Origin of the sequence: Rathayibacter sp. AY1E6, assembly GCF_002931115.1 — a bacterium.
Taxonomy (GTDB): domain Bacteria; phylum Actinomycetota; class Actinomycetes; order Actinomycetales; family Microbacteriaceae; genus Rathayibacter.
In genome coordinates this window covers 103,768-118,596 of sequence record NZ_PSVK01000001.1, presented here as the reverse complement: position 1 = coordinate 118,596, position 14,829 = coordinate 103,768, and the positions used below count along the sequence as shown (strand labels likewise).

The following is a 14,829-nucleotide window of genomic DNA, read 5'->3' as shown; positions in this document are numbered from 1 at the left end:
ACCCGATCCCACAGCGCCGCGGTCCGCGGAGCGAGGGCTTGCGCCGACGGGCGGGCCGTGGCCGTCGGGGAGCCGGCGCGGTAGCGTCCCGGCATGGTGTCCTTCGCCGACAAGCCGATCCTGCCGTTCACGACTCCTGAAGAGTGGGACGCCTACCTCCGCGGCGAGCCCGACCCGGACGGAGTCCGGCTGAAGCTGCGGAAGAAGGCCGCCGTCGATCCGGGGATCACCTACGCCGAGGCGCTCGACATCGCGCTCTGCCACGGCTGGATCGACGGTCAGGCGGGAGCCTTCGACGAGCAGTTCAAGCTCCAGGCCTTCACCCCGCGGCGTCGCGCGAGCCCGTGGTCCAAGGTCAACCGCGATCATGTCGCACGGCTGCTGGCGGAGGGTCGGATGCTGCCGGGCGGGCTGGCCGAGGTCGAGCGGGCACGTGCCGACGGGCGCTGGGACGCGGCCTACCGGCAGCGCGATGCGGAGGTGCCGGACGACTTCCAGCGGGCGCTCGACGCGGATCCGCAGGCGCTGGCCTTCTTCGCGACCGTCGGCGGGCAGAGGCGCTTCGCGTTCCTCTTCCGCCTCTCGCAGCTGAAGCGGGCGGCGACGCGGGAGCGGCGGATCGCGGAGTACGTGGCGCTCCTGCGCGAGGGGCGCACGCTGACCTGAGGGGTCAGTGGCGGACCGGCCAGCCCCCGTCGGCGACGAAGGACTCGTCGCGGACGCGGCGCATGTACTCCTGGAAGGACTCGGCCTGGGTGCGGCACCAGTCGACCTGGAGCGCGTGCAGGGCCTCCGCGCCGACTCCGAGCTCGTCCGCGAAGGCGCGGCCCAGCGCCTGGGCGACGCGGCCCGCCGCGATCGCGTCCGCGCCCGCGTCGTGCGCCTCGGTGAGGGCGACGCCGTAGTGCTCGGCGGCGAGGGTCAGGGTGCGCTTGCCCTTGCGGTAGCGGTCCACCGCCTTGTCGATCACGAGCGGATCGACGACGGGGCTCGGGTCGAGCAGCACGGGCACGCCCCAGCGGCGCGCCTCGTGGGCGAGAAGGGAGAGGTCGTAGGGGGCGTTGTAGACGACGACCGGGATGCCGCGGGCGAGGAGCGAGCGCAGCGCCTCGGAGATCTCGGCCACGACCTCGCCGGCGGGGCGGCCGTGCGCGCGGGCGTGCTCGGTGCTGATCCCGTGGACGGCGGAGGCGCCGGCCGGGATCTCGACCCCGGGATCGGCGAGCCAGGTCGTGCCCTCGATCGGCTCGCCCGCCGCGTCGATCACGCCGACGTGCGCGGTGACGATGCGGCTCGTGCGGACGTCGATGCCGGTGGTCTCGAGGTCGAACACGGCCAGCAGGTCGAACCACCGCGCCCCTTCGGAGGGGACGAGCTCCTGCTCGGCGTCGTCGAACAGCATCGGCTCGGTCTGCGTCTCGGTCGTTCCGGTGGTGCTCACGCCGACAGCCTAAAGGGGGCCTCCGACATCGGCCGGAGGCCCCTCGGCGTGCTGCCGGGTCAGCGGGCCTCGTGCGCCTTGGCGACGTGGAGCCAGAAGAAGCCCTGCGTGCCGAGTGTCATCGTCAGCGTGCCGTCGTCCGAGAATCCGGGGAAGCGGCCGCCGCCGAACAGGTCGCTGAGCGTCGATCCGGGGTTCTCCGGGTCCGTGATCGTGACCGAGACCGGGTTGTGGTTGAAGCTGAAGACGCAGAGCACCTCCTCGGGCTGGTCGCCCATCTCGGAGCCCGAGCCGGCGTAGTCCCGCACGAAGGCGAGCACCGACTCGTGGTCCGTCTCGAGGACGCGCATCGACCCCAGGCCGAACGCCGGGTGGCCGCGGCGCACGTGCAGGACGTTCCGCATCCAGTGCAGCAGGGAGCGGGACTGCGCCAGCTGCGCCTCCACGTTGACCTGGTTGTAGTGGTAGACGAGCGACTGGACGATCGGCTGCACGAGCTTGCCGGGGTCGGCGGCCGAGAAGCCGGCGTTGCGGTCGGGCGTCCACTGCATCGGCGTGCGCGACGCGTCGCGGTCGTTGAGCCAGATGTTGTCGCCCATGCCGATCTCGTCGCCGTAGTACAGGAACGGGCTGCCGGCGAGGGAGAAGAGCAGGGCGTTGATCAGCTCGAGCTCGGCGCGCGAGTTGTCCAGAAGCGGCGCGAGCCTGCGGCGGATGCCGATGTTGGAGCGCATCCGCGGGTCGTAGGCGTACCAGCCGTACATGGCCTGGCGGTACTCCTCGGACACCATCTCGAGCGTGAGCTCGTCGTGGTTGCGGAGGAACACGCCCCAGGCGGCGCCGCTGGGGATGTCGAACGTCTCGGAGAGCACCTTCTTCAGCTCGTTCGCCGTCTGCGCGCGGAGGGAGTAGAAGATGCGCGGCATGACCGGGAAGTCGAACGCCATGTGGCACTCGGGCTCCTCCTCCGTGCCGAAGAACGCGGCGACCTCCCGCGGCCACTGGTTCGCCTCGGCGATCAGGATGCGGCCGGGGTAGTCGCGGTCGACCATGGTGCGGAGGTTCTTGATGAACTCGTGGGTGGGCGGCTCGCCCTCTCCGTTGCCCTCGTCGGACTCGTAGAGGTAGGGGATCGCGTCGAGCCGGATGCCGTCGACGCCGAGGTCGAGCCAGAACTTGACCACGTCGTGGATCGCCTCGTGCACGGCGGGGTTCTCGAAGTTGAGGTCCGGCTGATGCGAGAAGAAGCGGTGGAAGTAGAACTGGCGGCGCTCGGCGTCGAAGGCCCAGTTCGAGTCCTCCGTGTCGACGAAGATGATGCGGATGTCCGGCCACTTGTCGTCGGTGTCGTTCCAGACGTAGAAGTCGCCGTAGGGCCCCTCGGGGTCGGAGCGGGACTGCTGGAACCACTCGTGCTGGTCGCTGGTGTGGTTGAGCGGGAAGTCCATCACGATGCGCATGTTGCGCTCGTGGGCCTTCCGGACGAGGTCGCGGAAGTCCTCCATCGTGCCGAACTCGGGGAGGATCGCCTTGAAGTCGGAGACGTCGTAGCCGCCGTCGCGCAGAGGCGACATGTAGAACGGCGGGAGCCAGAGGGCGTCGATCCCGAGCCACTGCAGGTAGTCGAGCTTGGAGGCGAGCCCGTTGATGTCGCCGGCGCCGTCGCCGTTGGAGTCGTAGTACGACCGGATCATCACCTCGTAGAACACCGCCCGGCGGTACCACTGGGGGTCGAGTGCGAGTCCGGGGAGTTGGATCGGCGACGTGAAGCTCACGGTGCTCCTTCTGCTGCTGCCTGAGCGGATGACCGTCTCGCGAGACGGGTGGGCGGTGCGCCGTGTTGCGAGCGCGTGATCATGCTCCCGGCTCGGATCGAGGCCACGCAAGGCGTTGCGGCCAGATCTTCGACGGGCTTTCCCTACGATAAGGAACGCGATGACCACTCCCTCCCCCTACGCCTCCGATCTCGGCCGTGTCCCCGTCCGCGAGGCCGCGGTGGACGTCGCCGGATCCCGCACCGCCTACTGGACCTACGGCGCTCCGGACGCCTCGAGCGTCCTCGTGCTGGTGCACGGGTTCCGCGGCGAGCACCACGGCCTCGAGCCCGTCGTCGCCCGTCTGCTCGCCGGGGGAGCGGACGTGCGGGTCGTCGCTCCCGACCTGCCCGGCTTCGGCTCCTCGACCCCCATGACGCGCCTGCCGCACGACGTGGACGGCTACGCCTCCTGGCTCGGCTCCTTCCTCGACGCGCTGGGGCTCCGCGGCGAGGCGGCCGTCCTCGGCCACTCCTTCGGCTCGATCGTCGCGGCCGCGGCCGTCGCGGACGGGCTGCCCGCTCCGCTCCTGGTGCTGGTCAACCCGATCGGCGCGCCCGCCCTGCAGGGTCCCCGCGGCGTCCTGACCAGGCTCGCCGTCCTCTACTACCGGCTCGGCGCGCTCCTGCCGGGCCCCCTCGGACGCCGCCTGCTCAGCGACCCGTTGATCGTGCGGGTGATGAGCCTGGCGATGGTGAAGACGAAGGAGCCGGCGCTGCGACGCTTCGTGCACGACCAGCACGACCGCTACTTCAGCGCCTTCGCCTCCCGCGACACGGTCCTCGAGGCGTTCCGCGCCTCCGTCTCGCACGACGTCGGCGAGTACGCCTCCCGGATCGGCGTGCCGACGCAGCTGATCGCCGCGGCGCAGGACGACATCACTCCGCTCCCGGCGCAGTACCGCCTGCTCGAGAGGCTGCCGCACGCCCGCCTGCACGTCATCGACGGAGTCGGCCACCTGATCCACTACGAGACGCCGGACGAGGCCGCCGCCGTGCTGCGGACGGCCCTCGAGGAGGGGATCGACCGATGAGGATCGTCGTCGACTGCCGGTACACCCGGCTCGAGCGGCACGACGGGATCAGCCGCTACACCGCGGAGCTCGTCCGCGAGCTCGCGAAGCTGCACGACGTGACCATGCTGATCAGCGACCGCCGCCAGCTCGCGATGCTCCCGTCGCTCCCGTGGGAGCGCGTGACCGGGCCCACCAGCCCGTTCGAGCCGTTCGTCGCGCTGCTGGTGAACCGGCTGCGGCCCGACGTGGTCTTCTCGCCGATGCAGACCATGGGCTCGCTCGGCCGCCGCTACCGGCTCGTCCTGACCGTGCACGACCTCATCTACTACCGCCACCGCACTCCGCCGCGCGACCTGGCCGCTCCCGTGCGCGCGCTCTGGCGGCTCTACCACCTCGCCTGGTGGCCGCAGCGGAGGCTCCTCCAGCGCGCCGACGCGGTCGTCACCGTCTCGGAGACGACCCGCGACCTGATTCGCTCCCACCGCCTCACCACCCGGCCGGTGGTCGTCGTCCCGAACGCGGCGACCGAGCCCGACGAGGCGAGCGCCGCTCTGGCGGGATCGCTGCCCGACCGGTCGGCCGCGCGCTCGCTCGTCTACATGGGCTCGTTCATGCCCTACAAGAACGTCGAGACGCTCGCGCGCGCGATGCGGCTGCTGCCCGACTACGAGCTGCACCTGATGAGCCGGGCGAGCGACGAGACCGTCGAGACGCTCCGGGCCCTGGCGCCGACCGCGAAGCTGGTGTTCCACCAGGGGGCGCCGGACGCGGAGTACCGTGCGGTGCTCGCGCGGGCGACCGCTCTCGTGACGGCGAGCAGGGACGAGGGCTTCGGGATCCCGCTGGTCGAGGCGATGGCGCTCGGGACGCCGGTCGTGGTGAGCGACATCCCGATCTTCCGCGAGATCGCCCAGGACGCCGCCGTGTACGTCGACCCGTCGAGCGCGAAGGGCATCGCGGACGGCGTGCGGTCGCTCGAGGACGGCGCCGTGTGGCGGACGCACTCGGCCCGGGCGAGGGAGCGGGCCGCGGCCTTCTCCTGGCGCGACTCCGCCCGGGTGCTCTTCGGGCTCCTGCAGGACCTCGGCCGGCGCTGACGCGGTCCGGCGATCGGACCGCCTCCGGGAGGTGGGCCGTCAGGCTCCCGGAGCCGGGCTGAGCACGTCGTCGAGGTCGACGTCCGCCACGACCACGTCGCCGGAGTCGTCGACGCCGACGATGCGCAGTGCCCCGTCGACGATCGCGAAGTCGTGCCGGGAGCCGTTGCCGACCGAGACGCCGTGCACGGGGAGGTCCTCGCTGCTGAGCGCGCGGATCAGGCTGCCGATGACCGCACCGTGCGTGGCGACGACGACGGACGCGTCGGGGAAGCGCTCGGCCACCTCGAGCAGCGCGGCGGTCGCCCGCTCGACGACCTCGGCGCGGGTCTCGCAGCCGGGGATCGGCGCGCGCTCGATGCCTCCGGGGAAGCGCTCGGCGAGCTCGGGACCGGTCATCCCCTCCGCCTCGCCGTAGGCGCGCTCGGCCAGGCCCGGCACCGCCAGCGGCTCGTCGAGTCCGAGACCGCGCGCGATGATCGCTCCGGTGTCGAAGGCGCGCTGCAGCGGACTGGCGACCACCGCGTCGAAGCGCCGGTCGGCGAGCAGCCGCGCCGCCGCCCGCGCCTGGGCGCGCCCGGTCGCGTTGAGCGGGATGTCGCTCCTGCCCTGGATGCGCCGGGTGGCGTTCCAGTCGGTCTGGCCGTGGCGGACGAGGGTGAGCTGGGTCACAGGGGCCTCTCGGGAGGTCGGGTGCGGAGCGGGCGGGAGCTCAGAGGGCGGTGGTGCGGCGCGCGGGCAGGCGCTCGGCGAGCTCGCGGAGCACCTCGCTGGTCCCTCCGTCGATCTTGATGCTTGCCCGCGAGTCGCCCTTGGTGGTGCCGCGGTTGACGATCACGATCGGCATCCGGGCGCGTCGGGCGATCTCGAGGAAGCGGATGCCGGAGTTGACCACGAGCGACGAGCCGGCGACGAGCAGGGCGTCGGCGCCCGCGACGATGGCGCGCGCCTCCTCGAACCGCTCGGTCGGGATGAACTCGCCGAAGAAGACGATGTCCGGCTTCAGGATCCCGCCGCAGACCGTGCACTCGGGGACGGTCATCGCCGAGACGTCGTGGACCTCGGCGTCGCCGTCGGGGTTGAGGGAGGAGACGTCGGGGTCGTCGAGCCAGGGGTTGAGCGCCTCGATCCGCTCGGCCACCGCGTCGCGGGCGAAGTACTGGCCGCAGGTCATGCAGCGCACACGGTCCGCCGAGCCGTGCAGATCCACCACGCGGCGCGAACCGGCTCGGACGTGCAGGCCGTCGACGTTCTGCGTGACGACGCCCGTGAGCAGGCCGCGCTCCTCGAGCCGGGCCAGGGCCCGGTGGCCGTCGTTGGGGCGCGTGCTGGTGAAGCGGCGCCAGCCGAGCTGGCTGCCGGCCCAGTACCGGCGGCGGTAGTCGGGATCGGCGACGAACTGGGAGTAGGTCATCGGGCTGCGCACCGGTGCCCCGGCTCCGCGGTAGTCGGGGATGCCCGAGTCGGTGCTCATGCCCGCGCCGGTGACGGCGGCGATGCGGCGCCCGCTGAGGAGTTCGACGGCCTGCTCGACCGCGAGCGCCTCGGGGCCCTCGGCGACCGGTGTCGGACTCGACTCCATCCGCGCCTCCTTCGAGGGCCGTTCGAGCGGCCCCTGGACGAGTTTAGTCCGCGCCGTGCCCTAGATTGCCGGGATGCCGATCGTGCACATCACCGACCTCGACCACCCGCTCCTCGCCGACTACCACCGCCTCACCGACGTGGCGCTGCGGCGGGTGCTGGAGCCGGAGGGCGGTCTGTACATCGCCGAGTCGGCCAAGGTGATCGAGCGGGCGCTCGACGCCGGGCACCGTCCCCGCTCGGTCCTGGTGCAGGAGAAGCGGCTGCCGGACGCGGCCGGGGTGCTCGAGCGTCATTCCGAGGTGCCGGTCTTCGTGGCGCCGGATCCGCTGATCGAGGAGCTGACCGGGTTCCACCTCCACCGCGGAGCGCTCGCCTCGATGCACCGTCCGCCGCTGCGGCCGATGGCCGAGCTGCTGGAGGGCGCGCGCCTCGTCGTGATCCTGGAGGACCTGGTCGACCACACCAACGTCGGCGCCGTCTTCCGCGCCGCGGCCGGCATGGGCGCGGACGCGGTGCTCGTGACGCCGCGGTGCGCGGACCCCCTGTACCGGCGCAGCGTCCGGGTGAGCATGGGCACGGTCCTGCAGGTGCCGTGGACGCGCACCCCCGAGTGGGCACCGGCTCGCCGCGCTCTGGAGGAGGCCGGGTTCTCGGTCGCCGCGCTGGCGCTCGCTCCGGACGCGGTGCCGCTCGACGAGTACGCGGCGGCTCGCCCCGAGCGCGTCGCGATCGTCCTGGGCGCCGAGGGGGACGGGCTCAGCCGCGCGGCGCTGGACGCCTCGGACACCGTCGTCACCATCCCGATGCTGCACGGCGTCGACTCGCTCAACGTGGCCTCGGCGAGCGCCGTCGCACTGTGGGCGCTGACCCGCGGGCGCTGACCGCCCGGCTCCGGCGCTCGGCGGCCCCGCGGTGACCTGCTGCTGACGCTCCCGCCGCTGGATCGGGGTCGGTGCCGCGCGTCACCCGCCGCGCCCGACGACGGGGCGGCGTCCGGGACGGGTGAGAGGCCCGCCCGTACGATGACGGGGTGACCTCCCCGACCCGATCCGACGACGCCCTCGACCTGTTCGGGGAGCCCGCCGCGCCGGAGCCGCGACCGCGTCGACGGCGCGGGGCGGTCGTCGCCGGTCTCGTCGCTGCGACCGTGCTGGTCGGCGGAGGCGGTGCCTACGCGACCAACGCGGCGACCGCGGAGCTGCCGACGGCGAGCGCCGTCGCGGTGGACCCCGTCCCGAGCACCGTCGACGCGCCCGCTCCGGCCTGGCCGGCCTACGGCTCCGGCGCCGTGGCGGCCGTGGGCATCGACGGGACGGAGGAGGACGGGCTGCTCGCCCGCTACGGCTCCACCGGAACCGTGCCGACGGGGAGCATCGCCAAGGTCGTCACCGCTCTCGTCGTCCTCGCGGCGAAGCCGATCGCAGAGGGGACGGACGGGGAGACCATCACCTTCACGAGCGCGGACGTGCAGTACTACAACGACACCCTGGCCGAGAACGGCTCGAACGCTCCGGTCACCGCGGGTCTGCAGCTGACCGAGCGGGAGGCGCTGACCGCCATGATGCTCCCGTCCGCGAACAACTACGCGAAGTCCCTCGCGATCTGGGCATACGGCTCGGAGGACGCCTTCCTCGCCGCGGCGCGCGGCTGGCTCGACGGGCAGGGGCTCGAGCGGACCTCCCTCGCCGACACCAGCGGGCTCTCGCCGGCGACGGTCAGCACGACGGCCGAGATGGTGCGCCTGGGCGAGCTGCTGATCGCGGACCCGGTGCTCGCTCCGATCGTCGCGATGCCGACCGCGGTCATCCCGGGGGTCGGCGAGGTCGACAACACCAACTCGCTCCTCGGCCGCTCGGGAGTGGACGGGATCAAGACGGGGACGACCGACGAGGCGGGCTCGTGCCTGCTGTTCTCGCTCGACGCGACCGTCGAGGGCCGGCCGGTCACCCTGGTCGGCGTGGTGGTGGGCGCGCGCACGCATCCGCAGCTCGCCGCGGACGTGCTGACCCTCGTGCCGACCGTCGAGGCGGGCTTCCGGACCGTCCCGCTGACCGTCGAGGGCCAGGACTACGGCACTCTCACGAGCGCGTGGGGGGAGACGGCGACGGCCGAGACCGCGGAGACTCGGTCCGTGCTGGTGTGGGGTGCGGTCTCGACGTCGACCACGGTCGCCCTCGATCCGCTCGAGACCGTCGCCGACGGCGAGCGCGTGGGGACCGCCGTCGTCGACGTCAACGGCACCCCGTACGAGCTTCCCCTCGTCGCCGACGGGTCGATCGAGGACCCGGGCTTCGCCTGGCGCCTCGGCCACCCGGCCGAGCTGTTCGGCTGAGCGCGGGGCGAGCCGCCGCCTCCCGGGAGCGGATCAGGCCAGGGGATCCGCGGCCCTATCGCCGACGATCCGCACGCCGGCGGTCGCGATGTCCTCGGCGACCTCCTCCGGCGTCGCGTTGCCCGGCACGACCGATCCCGGCTCCGAGGCCGCGGGATCGGTGCTCCAGCGCTCGGCGGAGGGCCGCTTGGCGGTGATGAAGTCGCCGGAGGACTGGTGGCGGACTCGGCGCAGCACCCAGGGCACGAGGTACTCCCGCGCCCACTGGATGTCCTCCGTGCGGGCGGCACGCCACGTGCGGGCGTGCAGCGGCTCCGGGGCCAGGGGGCGCAGGTCGTTCTCGACGTTCAGCGACTCGAGGACCATGCGCGCGACCTCGTGGTGGCCGTGCGGGTTGAGATGCAGGCGGTCCGGCGCCCACATCCGCACGTCCTGGATCTCCTGGAGGGACCACTGGTCGGCGACGATGCAGTCGTACCGCTTGGCCAGCGCCCGCAGGTTCTCGTTGTAGATCGCGACCTTCCCGCGGATCCACCCGAACACGGGGGAGAAGCCCACGTCCACTCCGGTGAAGAGGACGACGGTCGCCCCGTCGGAGCGGAGCCGGGCGAGGCCCGACTCGAAGCGGGACGCGATGTCGTCGGGGTCGGTCCCCGGGCGGATGACGTCGTTCCCGCCCGCGGAGATGGTGATGAGGTCGGGGCGCAGCTCCAGGGCGGGCTCGACCTGCTCGTCGACGATCTGCTGCAGGAGGCGGCCGCGCACCGCCAGGTTGGCGTAGGCGAAGTCCTCGTTCTGGCTGCCCAGGACCTCCGCCACGCGGTCCGCCCAGCCGCGGTGCCCGCCGGGGCTGCCGGGCTCCGGATCGCCGATCCCCTCGGTGAAGGAGTCGCCCAGGGCGACGTAGCGGGACCACGGATGACGCTGCTCGACCATCCCTCCATCATGCTCCGCACCCGGCCGCCGGTGGCACGGCGCGACACGCCGTGCGCCTCCCGGCGGGCCGCGGAGACCGAGCCGCTGTCGGAGGCGTCGGCTAGATTCGGTCCACGTGAACAGTCCCTCGAGCTTCGGTCATCAGGTCGGCACCTCCGCCGCTGAGCACCTGTCCCCGTCGTTCCCGGGCAGGGCACCGTGGGGTACCGCGAACAAGCTCCGCGCCTGGCAGGCGGAGGCGCTCGAGGCCTACTTCCAGCACGAGCCGCGCGACTTCCTGGCCGCCGCGACCCCGGGCGCGGGCAAGACCACCTTCGCGCTGCGTCTGGCCGCCGAGCTGCTGCACAACCGCACGGTCGACCGGATCACCGTGGTCGCACCGACGGAGCACCTCAAGCGCCAGTGGGCCGAGGCCGCGCACCGCGTCGGCATCCGCCTGGACCCGACCTTCACCAACCGCATGGGCCGCCACGCCCGCCACTACCACGGCGTCGCCGTCACCTACGCGCAGGTCGCCGTCCGCGCCGAGCTCCACCGCGAGCTCACCCTGTCCGGACGCACCCTCGTCATCCTCGACGAGGTGCACCACGCCGGCGACGCCCTCAGCTGGGGCGACGCGGTGCGCGAGGCCTTCGAGCCCGCGGTCCGCCGGCTCTCGCTGACCGGGACGCCGTTCCGCTCGGACACGGCGGCGATCCCGTTCGTCAGCTACCTGCCGGACGAGGAGGGCATCCGCACCTCGCTCACCGACTACGCCTACGGCTACGGCCGCGCGCTCGCGGACGGCGTCGTCCGGCCGGTGCTGTTCATGGTCTACGCCGGGCAGATGCGCTGGAAGTCGAAGGCCGGCGACGAGATGGAGGCGCGGCTCGGCGAGGGCAACACCAAGGACATCACCTCGCAGGCCTGGCGGACCGCGCTGGACCCGAAGGGCGACTGGATCCCCTCGGTCCTCCGCGCCGCCAACACCCGCCTCACCGAGGTGCGGCGCGCCGTGCCCGACGCCGGCGGCCTGGTCATCGCGACCGACCACTACACCGCGCGCGCCTACGCCGCCATGCTCCGCGAGATCAGCGGCGAGACCGTCACCGTCGTGCTCTCCGACGAGAAGGAGGCGAGCGACCGGATCGAGGAGTTCGCGAAGGACACCGGTCGCTGGATGGTCGCGGTCCGCATGGTCTCCGAGGGCGTCGACGTGCCGAGGCTCGCCGTCGGCGTGTACGCGACATCGGCGTCGACTCCTCTGTTCTTCGCCCAGGCGATCGGCCGCTTCGTGCGCGCGCGGCGCCGCGGCGAGACCGCCTCGGTGTTCCTCCCGAACGTGCCCGGCCTGCTCGCGCTGGCGGGCTCGATGGAGCTGCAGCGCGATCACGCCCTCGACCGCAGGACCTCCGACGACGAGGAGTACCCCGAAGCCGACCTGATGGCCGACGCCGAGCGCAGCGACAAGGCGTCCTCCGATCTCCTGGAGGAGGGCCGCTTCGAGTCGATCGGCTCGGCCGCCACCTTCGACCGCGTCGTCTACGAGGGCGCCGAGTTCGGGATGGAGGTCGAGGTCGAGAGCGAGGAGGAGCTCGACTTCATCGGCCTGCCGGGGCTCCTCGAGCCCGACCAGGTGCGGGAGCTGCTCCAGCACCGGCAGCAGCGGCAGGCCAAGCGCGCCGGCAGCCGCGCGGGGGCGGCGGCCCCGGCCGAGCCGGCGAGCGAGATCCCGGCGCCGCTCTACCGCACGCTCAAGGAGCAGCGCAGTCTGCTCAACTCCCTGGTCGGCCTGTGGGCACGGGGGACGGGCGAGTCGCACGGCCAGGTGCACACCGAGCTGCGCCGGCTCTGCGGCGGACCCGCGGTGGCGCAGGCGAGCGTGACCCAGCTGCAGGCGCGGATCGACCTCCTGCGGCGCAGGCTCGGCTCGCACTGATCGCGGTGCGGCGCCACGGTGCGTGGCGACGTGGCCCTGACGACGGGGCCGATCGCTGCTCCTGCCCAGCCCGGCCGTCCCCTCCGCGTGCACCGGACAGTCCCTCCGGCGCGTTCTAGCCGATGCACCCGGCGCGGCGCCAGCCCTCCCCGGCGGACCGGGCGCGACCGTACTGTTCGAGCGTGACCCACCGGGACGACCTGCCCGCTCATGCGCCCGCAGGACGAACCGGACGGCGGTTCCGGCCGCCGGTCGTGACCACTGGAGGAGGACCGCGCGATGAGCGCTGACCGTCAGGGGAATGCTCGAGACACGCTCGCTAAGCTGAGCAGTCGGTCCGTCGCGGAAGTGACGGACCATCACCCCCGACGTCGGGCATCCGCAGACCGCACATCGGCGTCTCCCGGACTGCCCGAGAACAATCCCCTGAGGAGTCTCGTGGAGACCTGGCCCGGAACCGCCTACCCGTTGGGCGCGACGTTCGACGGAAGCGGCACGAACTTCGCCCTGTTCAGCGAGATCGCCGAGCGCGTCGAGCTGTGCCTCTTCGAGGAGGACGGCACCGAGACGCGCGTCGAGATCCAGGAGTCGGACGCCTACGTCTGGCACTGCTACCTCCCGCAGGTCCAGCCGGGCCAGCGCTACGGCTTCCGCATCCACGGACCGTACGACCCCGATGCCGGCCACCGCTGCAACCCGAACAAGCTGCTGCTGGACCCCTACGCGAAGGCGATCTCGGGGGAGATCGACTGGGACCAGTCCCTCTTCTCGTACACCTTCGGCGACCCGGGCTCGACGAACGACGAGGACTCGGCGCCGCACATGATGATGGGCGTCGTCATCAACCCCTTCTTCGACTGGGCCGGTGACCGCCGCCCGCGCACCTCCTACGACAGCACCGTGATCTACGAGGCGCACGTGAAGGGGCTCACCAAGACGCACCCCGACGTGCCGGAGGAGCTCCGCGGCACCTACGCCGGAGTCGCCCACCCCGCGGTGATCGACCACCTCAAGCACCTGGGCGTCTCGGCGATCGAGCTCATGCCCGTGCACCAGTTCGTGAACGACTCGACGCTGATGGACAAGGGCCTCTCGAACTACTGGGGCTACAACACGATCGGCTTCTTCGCTCCGCAGAACACCTACTCCTCCACGGGCGACCAGGGCCAGCAGGTGCAGGAGTTCAAGAGCATGGTGAAGGCGCTCCACGCGGCCGGCATCGAGGTCATCCTCGACGTGGTCTACAACCACACGGCGGAGGGCAACCACCTCGGCCCCACCCTGTCGTTCCGCGGCATCGACAACGAGGCGTACTACCGCCTCGTCGACGACGACAAGCGCTACTACATGGACTACACCGGCACCGGGAACACCCTGAACGTGCGACACCCGCACTCGCTCCAGCTGATCATGGACTCGCTGCGCTACTGGGTGACGGAGATGCGCGTCGACGGCTTCCGCTTCGACCTCGCCTCGGCGCTGGCACGCGAGTTCTACGACGTCGACCGGCTCTCCACCTTCTTCGAGCTCGTCCAGCAGGACCCGGTGGTCTCGCAGGTGAAGCTGATCGCCGAGCCGTGGGACGTCGGGCCCGGCGGCTACCAGGTGGGAAACTTCCCGCCCCAGTGGACGGAGTGGAACGGCAAGTACCGCGACACGGTCCGCGACTTCTGGCGCGGCGAGCCGTCGACGCTGGGGGAGTTCGCCTCGCGCCTCACCGGCTCGGCCGACCTCTACGCGCACTCGGGCCGCTACCCGGTCGCCTCGATCAACTTCGTCACGGCGCACGACGGCTTCACCCTCCGGGACCTGGTCTCGTACAACGAGAAGCACAACGACGCCAACGGCGAGGACGGCAACGACGGCGAGTCGCACAACCGCTCCTGGAACCACGGCGTGGAGGGGCCCACGGACGACCCGCGGGTGCTCGCGCTCCGGGCACGCCAGCAGCGGAACTTCCTCGCGACGATGCTGATCTCCCAGGGCGTCCCGATGATCCTCCACGGCGACGAGCTGGGCCGGACCCAGAACGGCAACAACAACACCTACGCCCAGGACAGCGAGCTGACCTGGATCGACTGGGCGCACGCCGACCGGCCGCTGCTCGAGTTCACCGCGGCGCTCATCCGCCTGCGCGCCGAGCACCCGACCTTCCGACGCATGCGCTTCTTCGACGGCCGCCCCGTCCTGCGCGGCGACGGCGAGCCCCTGCCCGACATCGTCTGGTTCACCGCCGCCGGCACCGAGATGTCCCCGTCCGACTGGGACTCCGGCCTCGGCCGATCGGTGGGCATCTACCTCAACGGCAACGGGATCCGCGAGCGCGACCAGCGCGGGCGCCCCGTCACCGACGACAGCTTCCTCCTGTACTTCAACGCCGACGACGTCGACGTCGAGTTCGCGATCCCGAGCGACGAGTACGCGCTCGAGTGGAGCGTCCTCGTCGACACCGCCGGCGCCGAGGCGGACTCGATCCCGCGTCCGGCGGGGGCGATGCTCACCGTCCAGGCGAAGTCTCTCGTCATCCTCCAGGAGCACAGCACCCCCGAGCCCGAGGTCGACCACTCGGTCGCCGCCTCGCTCGCGTCCCTGGCCGCCACCTCGGCCATCCCGATCGTCTCCTCGACGGGACCCACCAGCCCCCACGCCGAGTCGACCGACTCCGCGACCGCACCCTCGACAGGAGCCTGAC

12 protein-coding genes are annotated in these 14,829 nt (G+C 72.1%); 7 read left to right on the top strand and 5 right to left on the bottom strand.

Annotated elements, in window-relative coordinates:
• The first annotated feature begins 93 nt into the window (after positions 1 to 93).
• Positions 94 to 666, top strand: coding sequence for a YdeI family protein (locus tag C5C46_RS00485; RefSeq protein WP_104221968.1), 573 nt, complete (start codon positions 94 to 96; stop codon positions 664 to 666).
• A gap of 4 nt (positions 667 to 670) precedes the next feature.
• Here C5C46_RS00485 and C5C46_RS00480 read toward each other — a convergent pair whose 3' ends face one another.
• Positions 671 to 1,402, bottom strand: a complete 732-nt coding sequence (locus tag C5C46_RS00480) for a 3'-5' exonuclease (RefSeq protein ID WP_104222136.1) — start codon at positions 1,400 to 1,402, stop codon at positions 671 to 673.
• A gap of 98 nt (positions 1,403 to 1,500) precedes the next feature.
• Complete coding sequence (gene treS, locus C5C46_RS00475; protein WP_104221970.1) at positions 1,501 to 3,216, bottom strand: maltose alpha-D-glucosyltransferase; 1,716 nt, start codon at positions 3,214 to 3,216, stop codon at positions 1,501 to 1,503.
• A gap of 160 nt (positions 3,217 to 3,376) precedes the next feature.
• On the opposite strand from treS, the gene C5C46_RS00470 reads away from it, so the two are divergent.
• Complete coding sequence (locus tag C5C46_RS00470) at positions 3,377 to 4,288, top strand: alpha/beta fold hydrolase (RefSeq protein WP_104225280.1); 912 nt, start codon at positions 3,377 to 3,379, stop codon at positions 4,286 to 4,288.
• Positions 4,285 to 5,367 carry a glycosyltransferase family 1 protein gene (locus C5C46_RS00465; RefSeq protein WP_104225279.1) on the top strand — a complete coding sequence of 361 codons (1,083 nt, stop codon included), beginning with the start codon at positions 4,285 to 4,287 and terminating at the stop codon, positions 5,365 to 5,367. The genes C5C46_RS00470 and C5C46_RS00465 overlap by 4 nt, the downstream gene beginning before the upstream one ends.
• 39 nt (positions 5,368 to 5,406) lie before the next feature.
• On the opposite strand, the gene C5C46_RS00460 is transcribed toward C5C46_RS00465, so the two are convergent.
• Positions 5,407 to 6,039, bottom strand: a complete 633-nt coding sequence (locus tag C5C46_RS00460) for a histidine phosphatase family protein (RefSeq protein ID WP_104221976.1) — start codon at positions 6,037 to 6,039, stop codon at positions 5,407 to 5,409.
• A gap of 40 nt (positions 6,040 to 6,079) precedes the next feature.
• Positions 6,080 to 6,949 carry a Sir2 family NAD-dependent protein deacetylase gene (locus C5C46_RS00455; RefSeq protein WP_104225278.1) on the bottom strand — a complete coding sequence of 290 codons (870 nt, stop codon included), beginning with the start codon at positions 6,947 to 6,949 and terminating at the stop codon, positions 6,080 to 6,082.
• A gap of 73 nt (positions 6,950 to 7,022) precedes the next feature.
• Between C5C46_RS00455 and C5C46_RS00450 the strand changes: the two genes are divergently transcribed.
• Positions 7,023 to 7,832, top strand: a complete 810-nt coding sequence (locus C5C46_RS00450) for an RNA methyltransferase (RefSeq protein ID WP_104225277.1) — start codon at positions 7,023 to 7,025, stop codon at positions 7,830 to 7,832.
• Positions 7,833 to 7,981: 149 nt separating this feature from the next.
• Positions 7,982 to 9,283 (top strand): D-alanyl-D-alanine carboxypeptidase family protein, encoded by a 1,302-nt coding sequence (locus tag C5C46_RS00445; RefSeq protein WP_104225276.1) that lies wholly within the window; start codon positions 7,982 to 7,984, stop codon positions 9,281 to 9,283.
• Positions 9,284 to 9,316: 33 nt separating this feature from the next.
• Here the strand turns inward: C5C46_RS00445 and C5C46_RS00440 are convergent, their stop codons facing one another.
• On the bottom strand, positions 9,317 to 10,219 hold the full coding sequence (locus tag C5C46_RS00440) for an SGNH/GDSL hydrolase family protein (RefSeq protein ID WP_104225275.1): 903 nt from the start codon (positions 10,217 to 10,219) through the stop codon (positions 9,317 to 9,319).
• Positions 10,220 to 10,334: 115 nt separating this feature from the next.
• Between C5C46_RS00440 and C5C46_RS00435 the strand changes: the two genes are divergently transcribed.
• Both C5C46_RS00435 and glgX read left to right on the top strand, forming a co-directional pair.
• Positions 10,335 to 12,137, top strand: a complete 1,803-nt coding sequence (locus tag C5C46_RS00435) for a DEAD/DEAH box helicase (RefSeq protein WP_104221986.1) — start codon at positions 10,335 to 10,337, stop codon at positions 12,135 to 12,137.
• A gap of 438 nt (positions 12,138 to 12,575) precedes the next feature.
• Positions 12,576 to 14,828, top strand: coding sequence for a glycogen debranching protein GlgX (gene glgX / locus C5C46_RS00430; RefSeq protein ID WP_104225274.1), 2,253 nt, complete (start codon positions 12,576 to 12,578; stop codon positions 14,826 to 14,828).
• Position 14,829: the final 1 nt, after the last annotated feature.